An 11,576-nucleotide genomic window follows, 5' to 3' on the forward strand; every position below is an offset into this window, starting at 1 on the left:
CCCGAGCAACGTCATTGAGACGTCAGACATCTCGATCAACAGCCCGGGGGTCATCGGCATCCTGGCCGCGCAGGCGCCCAGCCCCGCCAGCGCCGTACAGGCGCGCGCGGTCTGGCGTTCGTGATCCTGGACGGCACGCTGCTGCCGATCGACCGCGTCGCCGCCGACCCGCCCGTACTACTCCGGGAAGCACAAGCGTCACGGCATGAACGTCCAGGTCCTCACCGACCCGCACGGCAGGCTGCTGTGAGCCTCACCCTCGCTGCCCGGCTCCACCCACGACCTCGCCGCCGCCCGGACGCACGGCATCGTCGACGCCCTTGCCGATGCCGACATCAAGTGCCGGGCGGACAAGACCTATCAGGGTGCCGGCCGGTGTGTTCGCGTCCCGTTCCGGGGCCGTCGCCTCAAGCGATGGCAGCGTCGGCACAACACCACCCACGCCAAGATCTGCTGTGCCGGCGACCAGGCCATGGCCACGCTCAAGTGCCGGCGTCCACTGCGAAAACTCTGCTGCTGTCCTGACCGCACCACCAACATCGTGAAGGCCGTCGTCGTCCTTCACCACGCATCAGCGTGAGGTTGGAAAGGCTCAGGGCCTCCTGGAACAGCTCTTGGCTTCAACAACCACTGAGCTACCGAGAGGCCCTGCCTTCATGCGCGCACCACCGGAAGATCACCCGGCCGGGATCCCTGTTCGACCCATACGTTCCATGACCGGTTGAGACACGGCCCCTAAGTCTCAGTGCTCTTGGTGAGCACCAGGGACCACGCCCCATCCGGAGTGCTGAACGCTACCTTTCCTCCGCCGCGCGCGTAGAGCTGGACACCGGAGACCTCACCGATGCCACGCCCATCGATGTCCAGGTAGACGAAGTCGCTGCCGCTGCTGTCGACGAACTCCCATTGGCCGTGGAAATCGGCGGGGTCGGTGTGCGCGTCTGTCGACAGATGAGTGGCAGTGAATGTGCCGTTGGAATCAAGCCGGATCTCGCCGCCGGTCTCCTTGTTGCGGTACAGACCGGGCAGGTCTTCGGCGTCGGCCTGAGCCGTGCAGCCTGCGATGAGTACCGCGGAAGCGGCCAGGGCAGCGGCGAACCAACGTCCACTCGTCAGCTTGCCCACTACGGCCCCAGCGTCACGTTGAACTCGATGACCATGGTCATGGTCGACCCCGGCCCTGAGTCGCCGCTGACCCAGTCGATCAACCCATTGATGGCCTTACCGGCGGTGTCCTTGTACCAGTCCTGGTACCCGATGACAGGCGGGCGGGTCGCGGACTCGATGCTCTGCGCGCTGAACGCCGTGTACCGCCACACCACGCTGCCGTCCGCGTTCTTCCGGATGGGGGTCATCCGGATCTGCTGTGAGCCCAGGAACGCGTACGCGAAGTTTCCGGTGTACCCGGTCAGGAGCCCGTCTGCTGGTTGCGTGGCATGGATGTCCCTGAGCCACTTCAGGCCCTGGAAGCCGGCGAGGCTGTAGTCGTACATGTACGTGTGACCCAGCTCGTAGTTCCCGGCCCGCACCCGATCAGCAAAGTAGCCGAGGGCCTCACTGGTCCAGGGATGCTCGCGGTAGAGCTTGGTGAACCCGTCGTCCGGGCCGAAACACTGGGAACGGTCGCCGCCCCCCGTGAGCCAGCTCCACCCCAGCTCAAACGGGTTGTTGCCGTTTACGGACGGGATGGGCTTGCCGAACGGCGTCAGACAGCTCTCGGCTCCGGCCGGGAGGCCGTTCCCGCCGCCGATGGGAACGGAAGCATTGTCGATCGCCTTCTGGATCGCCTCACGCACCGCGGCCTGGGCAACAAGAATGTATGCCTGGGTTGCGGCCTGCGCGGCGGCGACGGCGTCCTTGCCGGCTTCGAGTGCCTGCTTGCGGGCTACCGTTGCCGAGATCGCGGCGTCCGTGGCGTAGCGCGCGGCGATCTCAGCGGACCGCACGGCTCGCGTCGCGGCCTTGCGTGCCACGCTGCTCGCCTTGACTGCCGCGGCGGCCGCGTTGCTCGCGGTCTGGGCGGACTTCGCCGCTTCGGCCGCGGACGTCTCGGCGGCGTCGGCGTTGTCACGTGCTTCCTGCGCAGAGTTCTCCGCATCCGCGGCATAACCCTTGGCGAGGTCGGCCCACTCGAGCGCTTTGTCAGCGGCCTGGCGTGCGAGGGCGGCAGCCTCGGAGGCGCGGGCCGCGTCCTCCTGCGCATTCGCCGCGATCTTGGCCGCGCGTGCGATCGACGCACGGACCGCGCTGATGTGCGTGGCGCGATCGTGGTCGATCCGCGCGAGGTCGTACTGAGTGGTTGAGATGAACTGGCGGAGCATGAAGGTGTCGCCCTCGAGCGCGATCTGCGCCGCCGCCTTGGTGTAAGGGCCTCCGCTTGCGAGCAGTGCGGAAGCGGCCACCCGGTCATCCTCGCGTACGGCCGCCTCGCGGCCGACCCACAGGAAGGTGTGCAGGGCCTCGGCGGTCCCCGCGTCCAGTGCGGCCGATGCCTCGCTTCGCACCCTCGTGCCGCTGCTGGGGTCGGCCAGGATCCTGGCCACCTCGACCCGGTTGTCCTCAGCGCCCGCCTCGACCGCTCCGGTCTCCAGGAACGCCTTGATCTTGGCGTGGTCCTCGGTCTTCAGAGCCGCCGCGGCCGCCGTCGCCACGGCCTCCGTCGACGTCGCGGCGACCGCCCCGACGTTCTCGACGTTGTCCTGCTGCAGCGCGAGGACGCGGTCGGTCGAGATCCAGTTGACGACGTCCTGGTCCGAACCGGCCAGCGCGTACTCCGCTGCCTGACGGGTCCAGGTCCCCGAGCCCTCCAAGAGGCGGACCGCCGCCTTGCGCCCGGCCGCCGCGGCCTGCTCGATGGTTCCGTTCTGCAGCGCTGATTCCGCAGCGCTGATGAGTGCCAGGAGCTCTTCGGAGAGGCGTGCTTCCTGAGTCCGCTCCCGGTTGAACCGTTCGAGCTCGTTCAACTCCGCACTCGCCGCGAGCCGTGCCTGCTCGATCGCCTCGCTGGTCTCCTCGGCCAGACTGTCGGCCTCGGCCTGGCGGGCCAGCGCTTCGACATCCCCCGCCTTGGCGACCGCGGCGGCGGCGGCGTTCGCCGCCTCGACAGCGGCGTCGGCAGCCAGCGTGGACCGGTTGGCGTAGTCGACCGCCTCACCGGCGTGGGCGGCCGCTTCCTTGGCCGATGCCGCGGCCTTCTCGGCGTGATCGGCGGCGCTGTTGGCCGCGTCACGCGCCGTGCGGGCAGCGACGGCCGCCTGCCCGGCCAGGTTCCGCGCCCTGCCCGCCGCCCTGGTCGCCACGGCCGCGGCGGCATCCGCTTCGGCGGCGGCCTGCTTCGCGGCAGCGGCCTCGGACTTGGCTGCTCCGGAGGCCACGGCCGCGTCGGCCGCCGCGCCGGCGGCGGCGGCCGCGTTGACCGCCGAGTTGCGGGCGGCGTCGCCCGCCCGCACCGCCGCGTCGGAAGCCAAGGCCGCGAGGTCCGCCTTGGCGGCCACCGTGCGCACGAAGCTCACCAGCTTCAGGCACACGTCCGCCGCCGCGGTGGCCGCGCCCGCCATCGCCCTGTCCTTGGAAGCGGCGATCGCCGCACGGTACGCATTCGCCGCAGCGCGTCCCGCCGATGCCGCTGCCGCGGCAGCGGCATTGGCGGCAGCCACCGAACGCTGTGCGGCGGACTGTGCCGTCCGTGAGGCCGCCACCGCGGTCGACGCGGCCGCGGCCGCGCCCTTGGCCGCCTGCGCGGCCTTCCCCGCCGCCTTGGCCGAGCGTGCGACATCCTGCTCGGCGGCCAATGCCTCGGCCTTGGCTTCCAGTGCCGAGGCTTTCGCCTTCTCGGAAGCCTTGACTGCCTGCTCGGACAGCTCGACAGCCTCATCGGTCTTCAGACCGGCGCGGCGTGCTTCCTTCCCCACGGTGTCGACCAACTGCTGGATCGTGGCCGATTCCTCGTCGCGTGCCCGGGCGATGTACTGGCCCGTCTCCAGGAACCACCGGATGGCCCTGGCCGACCCGTCGTTCATGGCCCGACTCGCGTAGTCAGCCACCTGTGGTGACGCTGAGGCGAGGATGGTCATCACCTGCACACGGTCGTCCTCCTCCTGCGCGGTGAACCGCCCGTCACTGAGGAAGGCGCGCAACGCGAAGGGGGAATCGGCCGCCAGCGCGGCGGATGCATCACGCTTCACAGCCTTGGCACCGTGGGCCTGGACCGTACTCACGGCCACCCTGAGATCCTCGTCCACGGCAGTCTGGAAACCGCCTTGGAGGAGGGTCTCGACCGCTGCGTCCCCGCTGGACAACGCCGCACCGATGGCGTTGCGCGTCGCCAAGCCCGCTGTGGCCAGGGACTCCGCGAGTGCGAACCTGTTGTCCTCGGCCCAGGCTACGGGTGCCTTCTGAGCGAGGAACTCCGTTATGTCCGCGGCGGATCCCGCCAGCGCCGCAGACGCCGCGGTGCGGACGGCCCGGCGGCCCGATCGGTACGCCCAGACCACCTTGCCGCGATCGGTATCCGGAAGTCCAGATCCCTCGGGCACCGCCGGCGTGCCACCCGAACCGCTCGCCGCGTACGCCGGGCGCGTCCCGAACATACCGGTGGACAGCACGCTGCCGGCCGCTACCCCGGTGAAAATGGCCAGCGTCTGACGCCTACTCAACACCCGCCGTGATTGCTGTGACATCACGACTCCTTTCCACTCTCACTGTGTCTATCCGACCCGCACTCGCCCAGATGGCGCGGCACGGTGCCGCCCGCCGCGTCGCCGAGACAGATGCGCAAATAGCGCGCAGATGCTGTCCGGGCGTCGAGGCAGCATGATCCCAACATCCATTCGGTTAAACGTCAATTGGCTAGCAATGCGAGGTGCAGCTCTACGGTTTAATCTGTGGCAATTGTTCCGTTTTCTCGGAGAATCCACTCCACCATTCACGATGGATCGCAAAGCGCGATCCATCCAGCAAATTGGAAATTTCGACTCCAAACATCTCCCGATAGAATTTCCATTCGCGCGTCAAAGCCCACACGTCCATGAAGGTCACGCCTCACACCTTCCACAAGTCCTTCACGGTCATCCCTACAACCTTCGTGCAACTGGCTGTTTCAGCGGGCGAATTCGCCAACCCTGCATAGCTGCTTCCGGTTTGCCCTGCTGGACATGTGGAGGGATTGAGCTCTTGAATGAGGCGCCGCAGAAAGCCGCTTCAGCTCGCCTGAATGAATTCGCACGCCTCGCCAGGTGGGCCGAAACGGCCTGCGCGGAAATATCGGCAGTCGTCATCCCGGCTGCTTCCAGGACTTGCTCGCATTTCCCTGAAACGGCGTAGAGGCACCCGGTCGGGGCGCGTCGCTATGCAGAGAAGAAGGGGATGAGGCACCTGATCTGTAATAAGAGGGAACTGCACATGAAACTCGTCACTCGCGTCATTGCGACGGCATGTACCGCCGGCCTGGCCGCCGTGCTGTGGACGACTTCGTCGGCGGGCCGGCCGGCGGGGAACACGGACCCCGTGGCCGACGCGGCACCCGGATATGCCGTGGAGGAATACAACTACCCGAACGCGGACAAGATCCTCGCCGAGAAGAACATCGTCCTGAAGCGGGGCGACGGGCACATCGTGCTGGCCGACTGCGCCAGTGAGACCGGACTGCTCGAAGTCTGGGCCCGCAGCAAGGACAAGATCTGCTTCAAGGTCACTGGGAACAGCGGCTGGCTGACGCTTGAGATCCCCGCCGTGTACGCCGTCAAGGGCAGCGTCGACCAGAGCGCCCAGGTCGACATGACGGTCGGCACGGAGGAAAAGTCCTTCGACGTTGCCAAGAACACCTGGACCGCGGTCGGCGAGAGTGCCGACCCCGAGGGTCGCGACCACATGCTCGTCGAGATCCGCACCTCCAAGTAGGAACGTCAGACAGCCTGTTCACCCCTTGGATCCCGCAGCAAGGAATCAACTCATGCAGCACTCCCGAGGTCTCCGCCTGGCCACGCTCGGCGCAGCCCTGATAGCGGCTCCGCTGGCGCTGTGCGCCCCACCCGCCTCCGCAGTCACCGGCACGCCTGTCGCCGACTCCGACACCACCTACGCCTACACGGCCCAGATCACCGTCGGCCCGCACGACCGCGGCTGCTCCGCCGTCCTCGTGGACGCCGAGTGGCTGCTGACCGCCGCGAGTTGCTTCGCCGCCGACCCGGCCGCTTCGCTCGCCGTCCCGGCCGGAGCCCCGCAGAAGAGCACCACCGCGATCATCGGCCGCTCCGATCTGTCCGGCACCCAGGGCGCCGAGCGGCGCGTGGTCGAACTCGTCCCGCGTACCGACCGTGATGTCGTCCTGGCCCGCCTAAGCAGGCCGGTCACAGGCGTCACTCCGGTGGCGCTCGCCGCGTCCGCACCGGCAGCGGGTGAAGAGCTGAAGTTCGCCGGTTACGGCCGTAACAAGACCGAGTGGGCACCGCTCAAGCTGCACACCGCCGCCTACACCGTCGACTCGGCGGCCGCCACCTCCGCGACCGTCACCGGCAAGGACGGCGCGGCCGCCTGCATGGGCGACGCAGGTGGCCCCGTCGTACGCGCCGGCCAACTCGTCGGCCTCAGCAGCCAGTCCTCGCAGGGGGGTTGCTACGGCATCGACCCCGCGCAGACCTCCACGGCCGGCGTCATCTCCCGTGTCGACGACCTCAAGTCCTGGATCGACGGCAAGGTCGGTGCCACCCGGATCGTGGACTTCAACGGTGACGGTCTCGAGGACATCGCGATCGCCGACCCGGCCGGCACGGTCGGCACCGACACCACCGCGGGTCTGGTGCGGATCGTGTACGGCGGAGGCAAGGGCGTCGCCGAGATCAACCAGGACCTCGACTGGGTGGCGGGGGGTGCCGAACCGGGTGACTGGTTCGGTGACTCCATGGACACCGTCGACTGGAACGAGGACGGCTACACGGACCTCGTCGTCGGCACCACCCTCGAGGACGTGGGCACCGCCGCCGACGCGGGCTTCTTCGACATCCTTTACGGCGCCCCGGGCGGTATGGGCACCGGCGCGCTGAAGAGCACCCACTTCGAGCAGGGTGCGGGTGACGGAGCGATCAAGGCCGCCACGCCCGAGGCGGGCGACCGGATGGGCGACAACGTCGTGGCCGGCACCACCGCCGCGGGCGAGCCCTACATCGTGGTCGCGGCGCCCGGCGAGAAGGTGGGCACGGTCGCCAAGGCCGGTGCAGCCTTCTACCTGCGCGGCTCCGTCAACGTCGCGATCCACCAGGACAAGGCCGACGTCCCCGGTGCGGCCGAGGCGAACGACGGCTTCGGCACGTCTCTGGCCGCCGACTCCAACCACATCGCGATCGGCGCACCCAATGAGGTCATCGGTGGCGACGCCGCCGCAGGCAACCTCGCGGTGTTCAGCCACACCCTGCACGCCGACGGTCACCCCAAGCCGCTGTTCGGCCTCGACCAGGACCTCGACACCGTCTCCGGCGGCGCCGAGGCGAACGACGACTTCGCCTGGTCGCTCTCCCTGACCGACTACCGCCCCTCGGGCTCGGCCACCGCCAACGAGTCGATCCTGGCGATCGGTTCGCCCGGTGAGGCCATGTCCACGGACGGCGGCGCCACGCAGAAGGCCGACGCGGGCCGCGTCGTGGTCGGCCGCGTGACCGCCGCGGGCGCGTGGAGCGAGACGCGTCAGCTGTGGCAGGGCACCGCCGACGACGACGTCTCCGGCACCGCCGAAGCCGGCGACCGCATGGGCGAGAGCCTGACCGCCGTCAACACCGCACCCCGTGCCGTGAGCACCGGCGCCACCATGCGCCTCGCCGTCGGCACCCCCGGTGAGGCCCTCGGCACCACCGCGAACGCCGGCGCCATCCACACCTTCTCTCTGGTAGCAGCAGCCGGCACGAACGACCGCTGGATCGAGGCCGGAGACGGCGACGGTATCCCCGGGACCCCGGGCGCCAACCAGTACCTGGGCCGCAACATCCACTACACCGGCACCAAGCTCTACGTCGGCATGCCCTACGGACCCGGCCTCGGCGCCCTGTACGCCCTGCCCATGTCCAACACCATCATCGGCGGAACAGTCGCACCGGTGACCGTGTACAAGCCGGGCACCGGCGGCCTGCCCAACGTCGGCACCCGCTTCGGCGCGCAAGCCCGCTGATGTAGGCGTCCGCCGCTGGACAGCCAACCTGTAGGCGTCACACTGGCTGTCCAGCGGCCCCGCGTGGGCCAGCAACGGCGCAACTGCCGACGGACACAAGGTCGATTCCCCTTCTGCGGCCATCAGCGCGGGCATCGCGATCAATAAGGATCTTCAGCGTGGTCACCGATCGGGTGACGGCCGAAGGTGGATAGCAGGCGAGGTCCTTCGGGCAGTGGTTCGAGTTGCGTGACGTCTCAACCGCTGCGCCCGGAGGCTTCGTTGGCCGTCTATCCTGCCGCACTCGACCTGCCGCATGCGCTTGTGGAGTGGGTCACGATGCTGATCGTCACCCGCGAGGGTGACCGCCGCTGCAAACTGCGGCCCTCACAACGCGCCGTCATCACCCTGGTCTCCCTGCGCGAGCACACGACCTGCGCGAAGCGCGCCGCAGGGTTCCGCATCAGCGAAAGCACCGCCCACGCCTACGCACAGAGCGTGATCAAACTCCTTGCTTCGAGAGCACCGTCCCTGACACAGGCACTGCGCCGCGCACGCCCCGAGTACGTCCCGGTCGACGGCACCATCGCCGAGTGCTACCGGGTCGGCGACCACGAACGGGACTACTCGGCCAAAGCCCGACGGCACGGAGAGATTACGGATCCCCGTGCTCGCCGACAATCCCTACGCCGGGGCCGGCGGCACGTTCCAGGTGCCGTTCAAACGCCACCTCGGAAGACTCTCACCGTCAGACAAGCAGCCGTCAACCAAGCTCATGCCCGACTCCGCTTCCCCGTCGAGCGAGCCTTCGCCCGGCTCAAGGCATGGCGGATTGCCGACCGGAAACTGCCAGGACAGTCTCGCTGCCCGGGCTGTGATCCGCCCCGACCCATGGGACGCCGCCGTGACCTCGCATCCTGCGCAGGGACTCCATTCGCCAGATCCAGTCGCAGGGAGCGCTTTGGTCCGCGTCGTCGGTTGCCTTCCCTGTGAACGAGCAGCCGCACCCGATCGCGATCTACCGCCGACCGAACAGCGGCCACCTGCCCCACTGCCACTACGTCGCGTAGCCTGACACGGCACGCGGATCACGGTCCCGACCAGCGGTGACTCTCCTTAAGAGGCAGCCTCCGCTGGGGAGAATCTGGGGAGAACGAAGCCCCGTTGGGGAGCGTCTGGGGAGAATCGGCCGCGTAGATCGGCGTCATCATGAAAGCCCCCGAAACGGGCAAAGCCCCAGGTCAGCACGCCTCCCGCAAGGATCTGCGCAGGTCAGCGCAACGAGGGCGACGACTTCAAGAAGATCTCCTCGCCATCGAAGGCAGCACATCCCCTACCGCTCCTCAGGCTGCTTCCCAAAGTCCAGCGTCCAGGATCCGGGCGGCCTTGGTGATGCTGCCCGGCATCAGATGCCGGTAGGTCCGGTACGTCTCCTCGATGGACTTGTGACCCATCCACTCCGCGACGTCGGTGATCGGGATGCCATTGCCGAGGGCGTTCGAGGCGAAGTAGTGCCGGAAGCCATACATCCCCACACCCTGCTCCGGCGGGAGGTTCTCGAGGAGCCGCTTCACGCGGCGCCGCTCCATCGGCTCCGTGTACCAGCCGCTGGGGCCTCGCAGCAGGTAGCCGTCCTTCGTGGTGGCGTGCTTCTCCGCGTAGCGCTCGATTGCCTCCCGCACCGACCGAGGCAGAGGCACCTCGCGGAACTCCCCCGCCTTCCGGTGCTTCAGCTTCGCCGGCTTGTGCGTGTTGGAATGGATCTGCTCACGCACCCGGTACACGTCCTGCGCCACGACGTTGTGGACGTTCACCGCCCGCGCCTCGCCATTGCGCAGGCCGCACCCCGCCATCATGACGATCTCCAACGCAAGGTCCTCGTCGGCAACAGCCAGCGCCTTCTTCACGTAGGCGAGGGACGTAATGGCGACCGCTCCCCGGGCGTATTCCGGTTCCTGGACACCCTTCACCGGGTCGTCCGCCATCGCCCCCTTGGCATACGCATCCCGCAGAATGGTCTTCAGGACCCGGAAGATGTTCACCTGGTTACCCCGGCCGACCCCGTCGCTCTCCATCTCGTCCAGAAACCGCTCGACCACCATCGGCGTGACCGAGTTCAGCTTCCGTGAGGGCAGCGGGTGGGCTTGGCGCAGCCGCAGTCCTTGAAGAAGGAACCCATGCCGCGGGCGAGCTGTCGGGCCATGTGGCGAACCATCCGATCCAGCCCAAGAATCATGCTCAGGCGCCGCACTGTAGGTCGATGGTCAGCGAGCAGGGACACCATGCGGACGCATGCTGACCGTTTGCTGACCTGAGGGGGGCACATGATGCCCCTGACCTGCGGCAACGCCAAATAGTCAGATCTTGGACTTGAACATGGTTCGTATCATCGAGGCACTCCTGCACATAGGCTCCCTGCCTGCGTTTTTGCAGGTCAAGGGCTGTTCCCTCACCCTACAGCGAACGCGGTTCCGAGCCGGCGTCCCCGGGTCCTCCGGGATCTCGGACCACCTGCCGACCCTCCCGACACGTCCTCGGGCGACGACGGGACACCCGGCCTGCCGCCGCGGCGCGCGCCCGGTAAGCCTACGCAGAGCGCACGCCTTGGCCTCCGTGATCACCGTCACGTCGACGGACGGGCAATCCCTCCGCGCCTCCCGGGTGACGGCAGTGACGGTGGCGTCTCCGGACGGGTGTCGCCCGTGGTGCCGCGGAAGCCGGCGGAGCCGGAGCGTTTCCGGGTCCGCCGGCTTCCGGGCCGGTTCGGTGGGGCCGTCAGCCCTTGGTCAGTTCCGCGAGCGCGATGTTGAGTTGGAGGACGTTGACGCGGGGTTCGCCGATGAAGCCGAGGATGCGGTCGTCGGTGTGGTCGGCGACGAGCTGGTCGACCTGGGCGACGGTGAGGTGGTTCCTCTCGGCGACCCGGTGGACCTGGAGGTGCGCGTACTCCGGGGAGATGTGCGGGTCCAGGCCGGAGCCGGAGGAGGTGACGGCGTCGGCGGGGACGTCCGACGGATCGACGGTGTGGCCGTTCACCGAGTTGTCCTTGACGACGGCCGCCTTGGCGTCCTTGACCCAGGTGATCAGGTCCTCGTTGTCGCCGGATCGGTTGGTGGCTCCGGAGAGGATGATCGAGTACCGGGTGTTGACGCTGTTGGTGCCCAGGCCGTTGGAGGGGCGGGGCTGGAACCACTTCAGGTCCGGGGCCGGCGTCTCCTCGCCGTCCTTGAGCGGGAGGTCGTAGGTCTGGCCGATGAGCTCGGACCCGACGACCTTCCCGTCCGCCTTCACCTCGGAGCCGTTCGCCTGGCCAGGGAACGCCACCTGCGCGATCCCTGTGACGGCGAGCGGGTAGAGGACGCCGCAGATCACGGTCAGGACCAGGAGGGCGCGCAGGCCCGCCCAGAGCACACGGCCGGTGTTTCCTACCGAGTTGTTCATG

8 protein-coding genes and 1 pseudogene are annotated in these 11,576 nt (G+C 68.2%); 4 read left to right on the plus strand and 5 right to left on the minus strand.

All coding sequences use genetic code 11. The features are described from left to right. Positions 1-52: 52 nt before the first annotated feature. Positions 53-580: pseudogene (locus AB0424_RS18120) on the plus strand (transposase family protein); the annotation flags it as partial. 155 nt (positions 581-735) lie between these two features. On the opposite strand, the gene AB0424_RS18125 reads toward AB0424_RS18120, so the two are convergent. The 3 genes from AB0424_RS18125 to AB0424_RS18135 all read right to left on the minus strand — a co-directional run bounded on the left by AB0424_RS18125 (position 736) and on the right by AB0424_RS18135 (position 5,037). Further along, the gene (locus AB0424_RS18125; protein ID WP_366306490.1) at positions 736-1,125 is read right to left on the minus strand and encodes a hypothetical protein; all 390 of its coding nucleotides are present in this window, start codon (positions 1,123-1,125) and stop codon (positions 736-738) included. Next, the gene (locus AB0424_RS18130) at positions 1,125-4,679 is read right to left on the minus strand and encodes an ALF repeat-containing protein (protein ID WP_366306492.1); all 3,555 of its coding nucleotides are present in this window, start codon (positions 4,677-4,679) and stop codon (positions 1,125-1,127) included. Before AB0424_RS18130 ends, AB0424_RS18125 begins: the two co-directional genes overlap by 1 nt. 190 nt (positions 4,680-4,869) lie before the next feature. Next, entirely contained in the window at positions 4,870-5,037 is a 168-nt protein-coding gene (locus tag AB0424_RS18135; protein ID WP_366306494.1) for a hypothetical protein, read from the minus strand. A gap of 363 nt (positions 5,038-5,400) precedes the next feature. Between AB0424_RS18135 and AB0424_RS18140 the strand changes: the two genes are divergently transcribed. The 3 genes from AB0424_RS18140 (at position 5,401) to AB0424_RS18150 (ending at position 9,127) form a co-directional block, all read left to right on the plus strand. Continuing rightward, positions 5,401-5,898: a hypothetical protein gene (locus tag AB0424_RS18140; protein WP_366306496.1), complete on the plus strand. Its 498-nt coding sequence runs from the start codon at positions 5,401-5,403 to the stop codon at positions 5,896-5,898. 52 nt (positions 5,899-5,950) lie between these two features. Next, complete coding sequence (locus AB0424_RS18145; RefSeq protein ID WP_366306497.1) at positions 5,951-8,155, plus strand: trypsin-like serine protease; 2,205 nt, start codon at positions 5,951-5,953, stop codon at positions 8,153-8,155. A gap of 261 nt (positions 8,156-8,416) precedes the next feature. Further along, positions 8,417-9,127 carry a transposase family protein gene (locus AB0424_RS18150; RefSeq protein ID WP_366306765.1) on the plus strand — a complete coding sequence of 237 codons (711 nt, stop codon included), beginning with the start codon at positions 8,417-8,419 and terminating at the stop codon, positions 9,125-9,127. Positions 9,128-9,477: 350 nt separating this feature from the next. Here the strand turns inward: AB0424_RS18150 and AB0424_RS18155 are convergent, their stop codons facing one another. Together AB0424_RS18155 and AB0424_RS18160 are read right to left on the minus strand one after the other, a co-directional pair. Further along, entirely contained in the window at positions 9,478-10,236 is a 759-nt protein-coding gene (locus AB0424_RS18155) for a tyrosine-type recombinase/integrase (RefSeq protein ID WP_366306499.1), read from the minus strand. A 673-nt stretch (positions 10,237-10,909) separates the two neighbouring features. Continuing rightward, positions 10,910-11,575: a potassium-transporting ATPase subunit C gene (locus AB0424_RS18160; RefSeq protein WP_366306500.1), complete on the minus strand. Its 666-nt coding sequence runs from the start codon at positions 11,573-11,575 to the stop codon at positions 10,910-10,912. Position 11,576: the final 1 nt, after the last annotated feature.

The sequence above is a fragment of the Streptomyces sp. NPDC051180 genome (genome assembly GCF_040689545.1).
GTDB lineage: Bacteria > Actinomycetota > Actinomycetes > Streptomycetales > Streptomycetaceae > Streptomyces.

Coding starts and splice junctions, on each gene's coding strand:
- AB0424_RS18130 (WP_366306492.1), bottom strand. CDS start 4,679: ATGTCACAGCAATCACGGCGGGTGTTGAGTAGGCGTCAGACGCTGGCC.
- AB0424_RS18140 (WP_366306496.1), top strand. CDS start 5,401: ATGAAACTCGTCACTCGCGTCATTGCGACGGCATGTACCGCCGGCCTG.
- AB0424_RS18145 (WP_366306497.1), top strand. CDS start 5,951: ATGCAGCACTCCCGAGGTCTCCGCCTGGCCACGCTCGGCGCAGCCCTG.
- AB0424_RS18155 (WP_366306499.1), bottom strand. CDS start 10,236: ATGGTGGTCGAGCGGTTTCTGGACGAGATGGAGAGCGACGGGGTCGGC.
- AB0424_RS18160 (WP_366306500.1), bottom strand. CDS start 11,575: ATGAACAACTCGGTAGGAAACACCGGCCGTGTGCTCTGGGCGGGCCTG.